This is a genomic window from Streptomyces niphimycinicus, assembly GCF_018883605.1.
GTDB lineage: Bacteria > Actinomycetota > Actinomycetes > Streptomycetales > Streptomycetaceae > Streptomyces > Streptomyces niphimycinicus.
Genome location: NZ_JAHLEM010000470.1, coordinates 1 through 13069, shown reverse-complemented (window position 1 = coordinate 13069; position 13069 = coordinate 1). Strand labels below are relative to the sequence as shown.

The following is a 13069-nucleotide window of genomic DNA, read 5'->3' as shown; positions in this document are numbered from 1 at the left end:
AGCGGCCCAGCCCCCGATCCGCGCGACAGAGACGACCCTGGGGACAGCGGACCGCGCGGAAGGTTCCCGGCCCAGACGGCGAAGGCGCCACCCAGAGGCAGCGCGACCCCCTGGCGGCCCCCGCCCAGGCGCCGAAGGCGCCCCTTCCCGCCGGTAGAATCCGCCGAATGCACGCCCCCGACGCCACCCGCACCGACGAGACGCCGCAGACCGCGCTCGCCGGTCTGCTCGACGGTCTGCCGCCCCGCCAGGCGGCCCAGGCGGTCGACCGGCTGATCGGCCACTACCGGGGGCGCACCCCGACCGACGCGCCCGTGCTGCGCGACCGCTCCGACGTCGCCGCCTACGCCGCGTACCGGATGCCCGCGACCTTCGAGGCCGTGCGCGCCGCCCTCACCGCCTTCCGCGCCCGCACGCCCGACTGGGCCCCGGCCTCGCATATCGACATCGGCGGCGGTACGGGCGCGGCGAGCTGGGCGGTGGCCGCCACCTGGCCCCGGGACGGGCACACCACCACCGTCCTGGACTGGGCCGAGCCCGCGCTGGCCCTCGGCCGCGAACTGGCCGGGCAGGCGCCCTCCGAGGCGCTGCGCACCGCCCGCTGGCAGCGCCGGGCCATCGGCGACGGGCTCGCGCTGCCGGACGGGACGGACCTGGTCACCGTCAGCTATGTGCTGGGCGAGCTGACCGAGGCCGACCGGCAGGCCGTGGTGGCCGAGGCGGCCCGCGCGGCCCAGGCCGTGGTGCTGCTCGAACCGGGCACCCCGGACGGCTATCTGCGGATCCGCGAGGCGCGGGACCGGCTGCTGGCGGCCGGGCTGCGCATCGTCGCCCCCTGCCCGCACGGCGCGGCCTGCCCGATCGAACCCGGCGCCGACTGGTGCCACTTCGCCGCCCGGGTCCGCCGCTCCTCCCTCCACCGGCAGGTCAAGGGCGGTTCGCTGCCGTACGAGGACGAGAAGTTCAGCTATGTCGCGGCCGTACGGTTCGACGCCGCACCCGCCGGGGCGCGGGTGGTGCGCCGCCCGCAGATCCGCAAGGGCCAGGTACTGCTGGACCTGTGCGCCCCGGAGGCGGGGCTGGCCCGCACCACGGTGACCAAGCGTCAGGGACCGCTGTACCGGGCCGCCCGCGATGTCTCCTGGGGCGACGTCTGGCCACCCGAGGAGGAGCCACCCCGCTAGCGCCTGAAGTTCGTTGGCTCAGCGGTGCCGGATCGTGCTGGGTTGCGCGGAGGGGAAGTCGAACCAGCAGATGGCCGCTGAACTCGGCATCTGGCCACAGACGGTGGGCAAGTGGCGCCGCCGATTCCTGGAGTCGCGCCTGGACGGTCTGGCGGACAAGCCTCGCCCCGGCGCCCGACCGGAGCCGGCAGCCCGGCACGTTGGCCCGGCCGCTCTACCGACGCCGCGTCAGCAGTCCTGGCGCATCTCGTGGTTCACGCTCGCGGTCCCGGCCCGCGTGCCGAGCGCCGCTCATGCCTCGGCGGATGCGCCCGTCGCCGCCGCGATCAGGGCGGTCGCCGCCGCGCGGGAGGTCGCGGCCACCGTGGAGTCGTGGTCCATCAGAGCGGAGATGCCGGCGCCGTCGTAAAGGAGTTGGAGCTGGTGGCCCAGGGCATCGGGGTCGGCGGCGCCGGCCTCGGCGGCGAGGCGGGTGAAGAGTTCGCGCATCCAGCCGCGGAAGGCGTCCGCCGCTTCCTGGACCAGCCCGCCGGGGCTGGCCTCGGCGCCGGCGCGGATGAAGGCGCAGCCGCGGAAGTCGGGCCGGTCGAACTGCCGCCCCTGGGACTCGAAGACCGCCAGCATCTGCTCGCGGGGCGTGTCACGCTCCGCGACGGCCCGGGTGATCCGGTCGACGGTGCCGGCGTGCCGCGTGTCGAGGTACGCCCGGACGAGCTGCTCCTTGCCGCCGAAGGTGTTGTACAGCGACCCCTTGGCCACGCCCGCGTGCTCGATGACCCGGTCGATCCCGACGCACTGCACGCCCTCGGCGTAGAACAGCTCGTTCGCGGCGGCGAGCAGGCGCTCACGCGCCGACGGCTTAGCGGTGCTCCGGACACTCGCCATGACGGTCACTCCTTCAGACAGATCTGTCTACATTATGCCCCGGCCGCGCCCCGCCGGCCGAGTCCCGACCGAGTCCCGGCCGAGTCCCGGCCGAGTCCCGGCCGGAGTCCACCCCTCAGGTGTTGCCGCCGACCCGCTCACCCGGCAGGACCGCCGCCCCGTCCCGGCCGCCGCGCACCAGCCCGAGCAGCGCGAACGCCGCGAGGACGATCACGGCGACGCCGTACTCCTGCGCGGTGGCGGTCAGTCCACCCGCGTGAACGACGAGGAACCCGGCGATCACGGCGGGCACCCCCATGCCCAGATAGGAGACGACGAAGAGCAGCGACAGCACCCCGGAACTCTCATGCGGCCGGGCCAGCGGCATCACCGTACGGATGCCGCCCTGGAACCCGCTGCCGAAACCGACGCCCGCGATGGCGGTGCCGACGAAGAAGCCGGTGGGGGAGGAATCGCGGATCGAGACGAGAGTGAGGGCCACCCCGGCGAGCAGCGCGAGGATGCCGGTGAGCATCACCGTCCGGGTCGCCGCCTTCCGCAGGACCAGCACCGAGACGGCGGCCACCCCGGCGAGCACGAACAGGCTCAGCCCGCCCAGGACTTCGGACCTGGAACCGGTCAACTGCCGTGTGAGGGACGGACCGAGCGACCCGTACAGCCCGGCCAGCGCCCAGACGGCGAACAGCACCGGCGCGGCGACCAGCATCGGGCGGCGTACGGCGCGCGGCAGCTTGATCTCCGGCGCCAGGCTGGCCAGCGCCCCCGGCTTGCGGGTCACCGTCTCGGCCATCAGCGCGACGGCGATGGCCTGGAGGACGAAGACCGCCAGCAGCCCGAGGTAGACCAGAAGCGTGGGGGCGGGCAGGAACTGGACGACGAGGCCGGAGACCAGCGCGCCGGTCGCCGTGCCGATGCCCGGGACGACCGCGTTGGTGATCGTGCCGCGCGGCCGGTCGATGTCCATCATCCCCGCCCCGATCGCGCCGAGCGCGGCGCCGGCCGACAGTCCCTGGACGACCCGGGCGACCATCAGCCCCGACACGCCGTCGGCGGTGGCGAACACGACCATCGAGGTGGCCTGCGCCGCCAGCGCGGCCAGCAGCACCGGCCGCCTGCCGACGTGGTCGGAGAGCTTGCCCATGGTGAGCAACCCGAGCAGCACGGCCACCGCGTAGACGCCGAAGACCACGGTGGTGGTGATCGGGTCGAAGCCCCATTCGGCCTGATAGACGGCGTAGAGCGGGGTCGGCGCGCTGGAGGCCGCCAGGAACGAGATGGTGATCGAGGCGAGTACGTACAGCGCCACGTTCGGCGGCAGCCGCCGGCCCCGCGCGGATGCGGCGGCGGAGTCGGATCCGGAAGCGGCGGGCGCCGCATCCGAGGTGCGTGCCGGTTTGGACGCCGGGACGACCGAGAGATTCGTCATGACCATTCCCGCCCGAAGTTTGAGTAGACCTGTCTGTTCAATCCCGACACATTAGACAGATACGTCTACTCAGGTCAAGCGGGAGAGGCGGTCTTCAACGAACCTCAGGCGCAGGACACCAGGCGCTCCGCTCAGCGCTCCGCTGGATGCCCTGACCTGCCGTCGATCGTCCGCGCGGCGTCGTGACCGATCGCGCCCACGCGGCGGAGCCGTACATCGACACAGCCCCGCACCCCTTCAGTGCGCGTTCCTCATGGCGGTCGAGCAGCGCGGCCGTTGGGGGGTACACGGCAGTTGGCACAGGCCGGCCAGGCGAACGGATCAGACCAACTGTCCTGACACCACCGGCTGGTGAGGCGGATCAGCCCACCGCCCGCGCCAGCGCCGTCGCCGCCGCCGCGCGGGGCGCGCTGTCCCCGGGCCGGCGCCGCGGATGCACCGTCGTGGCGAGCAGCACCAGATACACCCCGCGGGCCCGGTCCACCACCAGACTCGTCCCGGTGAACCCGGTGTGCCCCGCGGCACCCCGCCCCGCCAACTCGCCCATGAACCAAGGCTGGTCGACCTCGAAGCCCAGCCCCGGCGCGCTCAGCATCAGCTCGGTGGACGCCGGCGACAGCATGGGCCCGCCGCCGGCCAGCAGCGCCCGGCACAGCACCGCCAGGTCCCCGGCGGTCGCGAAGAGCCCGGCATGGCCCGCGACCCCGCCCAGCGCCCATGCGTTCTCGTCGTGCACCACGCCCCGCAGCATCCCCCGGTCCGCCTTGCCCCAGGGCCGCCGCTGGTCCTCGGTGGCCGCGATCCGGGGCAGCCAGGAGGCGGGAGGGCGGAAGCGAGTGTCGGCCATGCCCAGCGGGCCGGTGACCGTCTCCTGGACGAGCCGGTCAAGACCGCGCCCCGCGGTCCGCTCCAGCACCCGCTGGAGCAGCAGGAAGTTGAGGTCGGAGTAGCGGCGGGCGGTGCCGGGCGGGGTGACCGGCGGCTCGGCCGCGAGCCGGGCCCACCGCCGCTGCACCCCATCCTCCTCGTACAGCGGCAGTTCGGGGATCAGCCCCGAGGTGTGGGTGAGCAGTTGGCGCACGGTGATGCCGTGCTCGGCTGCGGCCGTGCACTCCGGGGCGTACGCGGCGACGCGCCCGTCCAGCGCGATCAGCCCGTGCTCGACGGCCCGCAGCGCCACGATGGTGGTGCACAGCTTGGTGAGCGAGGCGAGGTCGAAGAGGGTGTCGCGGCGCACCGGCAGCCACCGCTCGCGCGGCAGCTCCACGCCCCGGTCGGCCCGTTCGTCGTACGCCGCGTAGCGCACCGCCCAGCCGAAGGACTCCTCGGCCAGCGGGCCCGATGCGGTCCCGGCGGCCAGTGCCACCCCCGAGCACCAAGGGCGCTCCCCTTCGGGAAGCGCCCTGACGATCTCCAGCAGCCGGGTCAGACCACGGTCACGCGTCGATTCGTACGTCGTTGCCACGGACGGCAGAGTCCCACGAAGCAGGCGATGGCCGCGAGCGCGCAGACGAGCTGGACGACGGCCATCGGCACCGCCGTGGTCTCCCCCGCGATCCCCACCAGCGGGGAGGCGACGGCGCCCAGCAGGAAGGTGGAGGTGCCCAGCAGCGCGGAGGCGGAACCGGCGGCGTGCGGGGTGCGGTTCAGGGCCTGGGCGTTGGTGTTCGGCATGGCCAGGCCCATCGCGGACATCAGTACGAACAGGCTCCCCGCCACCGGGACGAGCCCGGCCTTCCCGAAGACCCCGGAGGCCAGCACGAGCAGCGCGGCCGCCGCGACGGTGATCACGACCAGCCCGACCAGCAGCACCTTGTCCATACTGACCCGGCCGACCAGCACCCGGCCGTTGAGCTGGCCGGTGGCGATCAGGCCGATCGAGTTCAGCCCGAAGAGCAGGCTGAAGGTCTGCGGTGAGGCGCCGTAGATCTCCTGGACGATGAAGGACGATCCGGCGACATAGGCGAAGAGCGCCGCGAAGGCGAAGCTGCCCGCGAGCATGTAGCCGGTGAAGACGCGGTCGGCGAGCAGCCCGCGCATGGTGCGCAGGGTCTGGCCGAGCCCTCCGTCCTGGCGCCGCTCGGGCGGCAGCGTCTCGCCCAGCCACCGCCAGACCACGAAGGTGAGCAGGGTGCCGATCACGGTGAGCACCGCGAAGACGCCGCGCCAGTCGGTGAAGCGCAGGATCTGGCCGCCGATGAGCGGGGCCACGATGGGCGCCACTCCCGAGATCAGCATCAGGGTGGAGAAGAAGCGGGCCATCGCGATGCCGTCGTAGAGGTCCCGGACGACGGCGCGGGCGATCACGATTCCGGCCGCGCCCGCGAGCCCCTGGAGCAGCCGGAAGCCGATGAGCAGCCCGGCGGTGGGGGCGAAGGCGCAGATGGCGGTGGCGATCACGTAGATCACCATGCCGATGAGCAGTGGCCGGCGGCGCCCCCAGCGGTCGCTCATCGGGCCGACGGCGAGCTGGCCGAGCGCCATGCCCATCAGACAGGCGGTGAGGGTGAGCTGGGCGGTGGCGGCCGAGCTGTGGAACCCGTCGGTGACCTCCGGCAGGGCCGGGAGGTACATGTCCATGGACAGCGGCGGGAGTGCGGTGAGCCCGCCGAGGATCAGGGTGACGAGGAGGCTCGTACGGCGCTGCGCGGTGCGCCCGGGGAGGGCGGCAGCGGAGGTGCGGGAGGTGTCGGGGGACGGGATTCCGGGCCGGTCGGCCCGGGTGGGAGCGGCGGCCGGTTGGCCGGGCTGCTGCATGCGTACCTTCCTGAGTCGTTGATGCGTCTCTATGCTCTCAGCAATTCGAATGGACTCGAACTCCTGTGGACAGGGGGGAACGGGGTCGGGATGGCCGGGACAACCGGGGCAAGGGCCGTGCGGTGGGGGATTCTGGCGACCGGTGGGATCGCCGCCTCGTTCACCACGGATCTGCTGGAGATGGCGGACGCGCAGGTCATCGCGGTCGGCTCGCGCCGCCCGGAGTCGGCCAAGCGGTTCGCGGAGCGGTTCGGGATATCCCGCGCCTACGGCAACTGGGCGGAGCTGGCCGCCGATGACGACATCGATGTGATCTATGTCGCCACCCCGCACTCGGCCCATCGGGAGGCGGCCGGACTGTGTCTGGAGGCGGGGCGGGCGGTGCTGTGCGAGAAGCCGTTCACGCTCAATGTCCGGCAGGCGCGCGAGCTGGTGGACCTCGCCCGGGCCCGGGGCCGCTTCCTGATGGAGGCGATGTGGACGTACTGCGATCCGGTCGTCCGCCGGATGACCGAGCTGGTCCACGACGGGGCGATCGGCGAGGTCCGGGCGGTCCACGCGGACTTCGGGCTGCCCGGCCCGATCGACCCGGACCACCGGCTGCGCGATCCGGCGCTCGGCGGCGGCGCCCTGCTGGACCTCGGCGTCTATCCGGTGTCCTTCGCGCAGTTGCTGCTCGGCGAGCCGGACGGGATACGGGCGGTGGGACAGCTCTCCCCCGAGGGCGTGGACATGAACACGGGCCTGGCGCTGGGCTGGGACAGCGGGGCGGTGGCGCTGCTCTCCTGCTCGATCACCGCGGATACGCCGATGACGGCGGCGGTGACGGGCACGGCGGGGCGGATCGAGTTCCCGCGCGGCTTCTTCCACCCCGAGCGCTTCGTACTGCACCGGCCCGGCCGGGATCCGGAGGAGATCACGGCGGTGGACGGGCTGCGCTCCTACCAGCGGGAGGCGGCGGAGGTGATGCGCTGCCTGCGCGCGGGCGAGACGGAGTCCCCGCTGGTGCCGCTGGACGGCACGCTGGCGGTGATGCGCACCCTGGACGCGGCGCGGGAGCGGCTCGGCGTGCGGTATCCGGGCGAGGACGAGGGCGTGGTGTGACGAGGGGTGAACCGGGCCCGGCGCCTGGACTGTGACCCGGGCAGGCCCGGCGCCTGGGGTGCGCGCCGGGCTCCGCCCGTTCGTCAGACCTGCTTCAGCCCGGGGTTCCCGGCCTCGCTGACGAACGACGCCGCCGTGGTGAGCGGCGCGCCCGGGGTGGTGACCGCGGAGACGGTCTTGTAGTCGGCCCGTGCCCGCTCCTCGTCCAGCGAGACGGTCACATAGCCGCGGCGGCCGTTGTAGAACTTCATATGCGGGTTGGCGGCCAGGTAGGTGGCCCAGTTGTCGGGCTTGTCGGCGCCGTCCTTGCCGCTGGTGATGGAGGTGCCGACGAACTCCACGCCCAGGGTGCGGGAGTCCGGGGCGTCGAAGTCCTTCTTGATGTCGAAGGCGTAGTGCACATGCACATCGCCGGTGAGCACCACGAAGTTCTCCAGGCCCGCCTGCTCGACACCGGCCAGGATCCGCTCCCGGGAGGCGGGGTAGCCGTCCCAGGAGTCCATGGAGAGCTTGGACCGGGCGGCCGTGGTGTTCTTCCGCTGGGAGAAGGTGACCTGCTGCGGCAGCACGTTCCAGGTGGCGGTGGAGCTCCGGAAGCCGCTGAGCAGCCAGCGCTCCTGGGTGGAGCCGGTGAGGGTGCGGGCGGGGTCCTCGGACTCGGGGCCGGGGTACTGCCAGCCGTCGCCGTACGCCTGGTCGGAGCGGTACTGCCGGGTGTCGAGGATGTCGAACTGGGCCAGCTTGCCGTAGTGGAAGCGGCGGTAGAGCCGCATATCGGGGCCGTCCGGCTGCTGGGGCATCCGCAGCGGCATGTTCTCCCAGTACGCGCGGTAGGCGGCGGCCCGGCGGATCAGGAACTCCTCGGACGGGCTGCCGTTCTCGTCGGTGTCGCCCGCGTAGTTGTTCTCGGTCTCGTGGTCGTCCCAGGTGACGAACCAGGGGAACGCGGCGTGGGCGGCCTGGAGGTCCTCGTCGGACTTGTAGAGCGCGTAGCGCAGCCGGTAGTCCTCGAGGGTCATCGTCTCGGCGTTGAACACCGCGGGGAGGGTGCGGTCGGTGTAGTTGCGGGCGCCGCCCACGGAGTTGACCGCGTACTCGTACTGGTAGTCGCCCACGTGGAAGACGGCGTCCAGGTCCTCGTCCGCGAGGTGGCGGTAGGCGGTGAAGTAGCCGTCGTGGTACGCCTGGCAGGACACCAGGCCGAACCGCACGTCCCGGACCTTGGCGCCCCGGGCGGGGGTGGTGCGGGTGCGGCCCACCGGGCTGGTCCAGTTCCCGGCCTTGAAGCGGTACCAGTAGACGCGGTCCGGCTCGAGCCCGCCCGCGTCCACGTGCACCGTGTAGTTGAACTCGGCGTGCGCGGAGGTGGTCCCCCGGCGGGCGACGCGCTGGAACTTCTCGTCGCGGGCGATCTCCCACTCGACCTTGACGGTGCCCTCTTCGGGCAGCCCGTTGCCGGGCTCGTACGGGCGGGGCGCAAGCCTGGTCCACAGCACGACCGCGCCGGGCAGCGGGTCGCCGGAGGCCACGCCGAGGGTGAAGGGGTTGTCGGCGAGCGCGCGCGGGGACACCTGCGCGGCGTGGGCGCTGGGCAGATTGGTGGTGAAGGCAAGCGCGGCGGCGGCTCCGGTGACGGTGAGGAAGCGGCGGCGTCCCAGACGTGCGGCCGCGGCTCGTATGGCGCGCTGATGCGAGTCATATGCCATGTGCTCTCCCCTGGCTCGTGGCGTCCCTGGCTCGTGGCGTCAGAGGAATTGCAGTGTCGGGGGACGGCCGGCCGCTTGCGTGCACGCGACATCGATATGGCCGCTGGGTGAGGTCCGTTGCCGAAAGGGACCATTGCGGCGAATCGGCGCCGCCACACGGCGAACTGACGTGGCGTACGCTGCGGCGCCATGAGCGACGGTCGTGTGTCGGTGGTGTCGAAAGTGGCGGTGGTGACGGGCGCGGGCTCCGGGGTCGGCCGGGCGGTGGCCCTCGAACTCCTGGAGGCGGGCTGGTCGGTGGTGCTGGCGGGGCGCCGCGAGGAGGCCCTGGCCGAGACGGCGCGGCTGGCCGGCGGCGGTCCACCGGCCCCCGTGGTGCCGACGGATGTGGCAAGTCCGCAGCGGGTGGAGGCGCTCTTCGCCGCGGTGCGGGAGCGGTTCGGACGGCTCGATCTGCTGTTCAACAACGCGGGGAGCTTCGGCCCGCGCGGTGTGGCCCTGGCGGATCTGGCCTACGAGGACTGGCGGTCGGTCGTGGACACCAACCTGACGGGCGCGTTCCTGTGCGCCCAGGCGGCGTTCCGGCTGATGCGGGATCAGGAGCCACAGGGCGGGCGGATCATCAACAACGGCTCCATCTCGGCGCACGCGCCCCGGCCGGACAGCGTGGCGTACACCGCCACCAAGCACGCCATCACCGGGCTCACCAAGTCGCTGTCGCTGGACGGGCGGCGGTACCGCATCGCCTGCGGGCAGATCGACATCGGCAACGCGGCGACCGAGATGACCGAGCGGATGCCGGCCGGTGTACCGCAGGCGAACGGGGAGGTGGCGGCCGAGCCCGTGATGGACGTCGCGGACGTGGCGCGCACGGTCCGGCATATGGCGTCGCTGCCGCTGGAGGCCAACGTGCAGTTCGCGACGGTCATGGCGACGGCGATGCCGTACATCGGCCGCGGCTGACGGATGAGGGTTCGTCACCCGTCCTAGATAACCCTCCAATTGTGGAGATAATGTGAGGATGCGGGTAATTCACTCCATCGGCACAGCGGCTCCGACGCCACCGCCGACGCATCCGCTCCCCCGCCCCCGGACCGGCGCCCTCTCCCACCCCCGGACTGTTCGACGCCCGCTCCATATGGCAGGGTCGTTTCCCACCGCGCCACATCTTTCACCACCGCCCCACGACCGCCATCCGAACGAAGAGAGACCGCCGTGCGTTCTCTGCCGCTCACCTTGGTCGCCCGTCTGCTGCCCGTCGCCGTCCTCGCCGCCGCGGGGGTGACCATGACGACGTCGGACGACTCGGACGCGGGCGCCACCCCGGCGGGCCCCTCCCCGCAGACCTCGGCCCCGGCCACCGGCGCCACCGGCGCCGCGCCGCGCTACGCCAAGCCGCCCGCGGAGGCGTGCACCACCCTCCCCGAGTCGATGCTCAAGGAGCTGGTGCCGGGCGCCAAAGCGGCCGGGAACGAGCTGAAGTCCAGCGACCTGGGCCGCCGCACGGGCTGCTCCTGGCACGCCCTGGACGACTTCGAGTACCGCTGGCTGGACATCGCCTACGACGTCAAGAGCACCGCGGGCAAGAAGAGCGGGAGCGCGGGCGGCAGCGCGGTGCCCGGCCTCGGCGACGACGCGTCGGTGACCGAGAAGACCACCGAGAACGACGACCAGGGCATCCGCGAGGCCGTGGTGACGGTCCACCAGGACAACGCCACGGTCACCGTGACCTACAACGGCGGCGACTTCGAGAGCCACAAGGCCGCCGACGGCGATGCGATCCGTAAGGGCGCCATCAGCGCGGCCAAGAAGGCGCTCGCCGCGCTCGACGGCTGATCGTTCCGCCCGGCCTTCCCGCTCTTGCCCGGCCGTTTTGCGCCGCTCGCCCTTGGAGACCGGCTGCTCAGTCATTGATGAACATCAGCCGTACGGAAGTGCCCTTCCGGGTGAACGGATACGATCGCGGGCATCGCACCCGAGCCCTGGAGTCCCACCGTGTCCGCCGCCGCCTCCGAACCACGCCTGGGTATCGCCGTCCTGACCATGGGCAACCGGCCCAGAGAGGTGGCCGCCCTGCTGGAGTCGGTCGCGAAGCAGGATGTGGCCCCGGCCCGCATCGTGGTCGTCGGCAACGGCTCCCCGCTCCCGGAGTTCCCCGCCGAGGTGACCGCGGTCGAGCTGGCGGAGAACCTCGGCGTCTCGGGCGGCCGTAACGTCGCCTGGCGGCGGCTGCGCGACTTCGGCGACGTGGACGTCGTCATCGACCTCGACGACGACGGGCTGCTGGTGGACGCCGACGTCTTCCGCAGGGTGCGCGATCTGTACGCCGAGGACCCGCGCCTGGGCATCGTGAGCTTCCGCATCGCCGACGAGACGGGCGAGACCCAGCGCCGCCATGTACCCCGGCTGCGCGCCTCCGATCCGATGCGCGGCGGTGAGGTGACCACCTTCCTCGGCGGCGGCCACGCCCTGTCGGTGGCGATGCTGGAGCAGATCGGCGGCTGGCCGGACGCGTTCTTCTTCACCCACGAGGAGACCGACCTCGCCTGGCGGGCGCTCGACGCGCGCTGGAAGGTCCGCTACGCCCCCGAGCTGCTGCTCCAGCACCCCAAGACATCCCCCGCCCGGCACGCCGTCTACCACCGGATGACCGCCCGCAACCGGGTCTGGCTGGCCCGCCGCCATCTGCCGCTGCCGCTGATCCCGCTCTACCTCGGCACCTGGACACTGCTCACGCTCGCCCGCACCCGCTCCCTGACCGGGCTGCGGGCCTGGGCGGGCGGCTTCCTGGAGGGGCTGCGCACCTCCTGCGGCAGGCGCCGCCCGATGCGCTGGCGCACGGTGTGGCGGATGACCAAACTGGGCCGCCCGCCCGTGATCTGACGGGATGACGGGCCGAAGGGCTGACGGGCCGACGGCCCGTTGGCGTGACCGGCGGCCCTACGGGGTCAACCCGAGGGCGGGGAAGACCGACGCCTCGAGGAAGCGCGTCAGATAGCCGCGGTCGGCGAACCGGCCCTCCAGCAGATGGCGGACCCGCATCGCGCCGATGAGCTGGGTGGGGACGAACTCGACGGCGGGGTTGTCCGCGGCCACCTCGCCGCGCTCCACGCCCCGGCGGACCATCGCCTGGATCGTCTTCACCTCGTGCTCGATCAGCGCGGCGCGCAGCGCCTGGAGCAGATCGGGGTCCTGGAGCGCGGCGTGCCCGACGGCGTACACCAGCGCCGTGTCACCGCCGCACTTCTCCCCCGCCTCCCCCACCGCGGCCGCGACGGCGCGCAGATCGCCCGCGAGGGAGCCGGTGTCGATGCCCTCCAGGGCGAAGGGGCGCTTGCAGGAGCGCAGCGCGGCGACGACGAGCTGGGGCTTGCCGCACCACTGCCGGTAGAGGGTGGAGCGGCTGGCGCGGGTGCGGGCGGCGACCGCCTCGATGGTGAGGGCCTCGTAGCCGCCCTCCTGGAGCAGATCGAGGACCGCCTGGTAGAACTCCTGCTCCCGCTCGGGGCTGATCTTGGAACGGCGCTGCGGCGCGGCCGTCTCCGGGCCTTGCGTCGCCATGGCTCTCCTCCTCGGTCACCGGACTCCGGCCCCCGACCACGCAGTCTACCGACACATCGGCGTACCGATACACCCATGTACCGATACAGCTCCGAACCGGTACACTCTCGTATCGATACGTTTGTGTGCCGATGGCGCCAGGCAGATGGGCGCCCAGAGGAAGGCACGGTGGATGAACCCGACCGTCATAGCCGTAGCGCTCGCGCTCGCCTCGGCCGTCGCCTACGCGACCGCCGCGGTGGCCCAGGAGCGGCTGGCCGCCGGCGGGCGCCCGGGCCGCATGCCGAGGCTGCTGCTGCGCGGCGCCTGGTGGGGTGCGGTCGGCCTCAACTCCACCGGTGCCCTGCTGCATGTGGCCGCGCTGCGGTACGGACCGCTCACCCTGGTCCAGCCGCTCGGCGCGCTGACCCTGGTCGCGGCCGTCCCGCTGGGCGCGCGGCTCGCGG

General features: G+C 72.8%; 11 protein-coding genes and 2 pseudogenes. 7 read left to right on the top strand and 6 right to left on the bottom strand.

Going from position 1 to position 13069, the window contains the following annotated elements; translation table 11 throughout:
- Window positions 1-167: 167 nt before the first annotated feature.
- Window positions 168-1184 (top strand): small ribosomal subunit Rsm22 family protein, encoded by a 1017-nt coding sequence (locus KN815_RS33170; RefSeq protein ID WP_216345559.1) that lies wholly within the window; start codon window positions 168-170, stop codon window positions 1182-1184.
- Between the two features lie 10 nt (window positions 1185-1194).
- Window positions 1195-1356 (top strand): annotated as a pseudogene (locus KN815_RS50910) (helix-turn-helix domain-containing protein); the annotation flags it as partial.
- Window positions 1357-1475: 119 nt separating this feature from the next.
- On the opposite strand, the gene KN815_RS33160 reads toward KN815_RS50910, so the two are convergent.
- From KN815_RS33160 to KN815_RS33145, 4 genes are all read right to left on the bottom strand, one after another.
- Window positions 1476-2069, bottom strand: a complete 594-nt coding sequence (locus KN815_RS33160) for a TetR/AcrR family transcriptional regulator (RefSeq protein WP_216345557.1) — start codon at window positions 2067-2069, stop codon at window positions 1476-1478.
- A 115-nt stretch (window positions 2070-2184) separates the two neighbouring features.
- Complete coding sequence (locus tag KN815_RS33155) at window positions 2185-3495, bottom strand: MFS transporter (RefSeq protein WP_216345556.1); 1311 nt, start codon at window positions 3493-3495, stop codon at window positions 2185-2187.
- Window positions 3496-3856: 361 nt separating this feature from the next.
- A complete protein-coding gene (locus KN815_RS33150; RefSeq protein WP_372458546.1) occupies window positions 3857-4960 on the bottom strand; it encodes a serine hydrolase domain-containing protein in 1104 nt (367 codons plus the stop codon).
- Window positions 4921-6252 carry a multidrug effflux MFS transporter gene (locus tag KN815_RS33145; RefSeq protein ID WP_216345555.1) on the bottom strand — a complete coding sequence of 444 codons (1332 nt, stop codon included), beginning with the start codon at window positions 6250-6252 and terminating at the stop codon, window positions 4921-4923. The genes KN815_RS33150 and KN815_RS33145 overlap by 40 nt, the downstream gene beginning before the upstream one ends.
- 90 nt (window positions 6253-6342) lie before the next feature.
- Here KN815_RS33145 and KN815_RS33140 point away from each other — a divergent pair, with 90 nt between their 5' ends.
- The gene (locus KN815_RS33140) at window positions 6343-7356 is read left to right on the top strand and encodes a Gfo/Idh/MocA family protein (protein WP_216345554.1); all 1014 of its coding nucleotides are present in this window, start codon (window positions 6343-6345) and stop codon (window positions 7354-7356) included.
- A gap of 83 nt (window positions 7357-7439) precedes the next feature.
- Here KN815_RS33140 and KN815_RS33135 read toward each other — a convergent pair whose 3' ends face one another.
- Window positions 7440-9062, bottom strand: coding sequence for an alkaline phosphatase D family protein (locus KN815_RS33135; RefSeq protein WP_216345553.1), 1623 nt, complete (start codon window positions 9060-9062; stop codon window positions 7440-7442).
- A gap of 189 nt (window positions 9063-9251) precedes the next feature.
- Between KN815_RS33135 and KN815_RS33130 the strand changes: the two genes are divergently transcribed.
- The 3 genes from KN815_RS33130 (at window position 9252) to KN815_RS33120 (ending at window position 11945) form a co-directional block, all read left to right on the top strand.
- The gene (locus KN815_RS33130) at window positions 9252-10025 is read left to right on the top strand and encodes an SDR family oxidoreductase (protein WP_216345552.1); all 774 of its coding nucleotides are present in this window, start codon (window positions 9252-9254) and stop codon (window positions 10023-10025) included.
- 252 nt (window positions 10026-10277) lie between these two features.
- Window positions 10278-10898, top strand: coding sequence for a hypothetical protein (locus tag KN815_RS33125; RefSeq protein ID WP_216345551.1), 621 nt, complete (start codon window positions 10278-10280; stop codon window positions 10896-10898).
- 207 nt (window positions 10899-11105) lie between these two features.
- The gene (locus KN815_RS33120) at window positions 11106-11945 is read left to right on the top strand and encodes a glycosyltransferase family 2 protein (RefSeq protein ID WP_253209390.1); all 840 of its coding nucleotides are present in this window, start codon (window positions 11106-11108) and stop codon (window positions 11943-11945) included.
- 57 nt (window positions 11946-12002) lie between these two features.
- Here KN815_RS33120 and KN815_RS33115 read toward each other — a convergent pair whose 3' ends face one another.
- Window positions 12003-12623, bottom strand: coding sequence for a TetR/AcrR family transcriptional regulator (locus tag KN815_RS33115; protein WP_216345550.1), 621 nt, complete (start codon window positions 12621-12623; stop codon window positions 12003-12005).
- Between the two features lie 172 nt (window positions 12624-12795).
- On the opposite strand from KN815_RS33115, the pseudogene KN815_RS33110 reads away from it, so the two are divergent.
- A pseudogene (locus KN815_RS33110) lies at window positions 12796-13069 on the top strand (hypothetical protein); the annotation flags it as partial.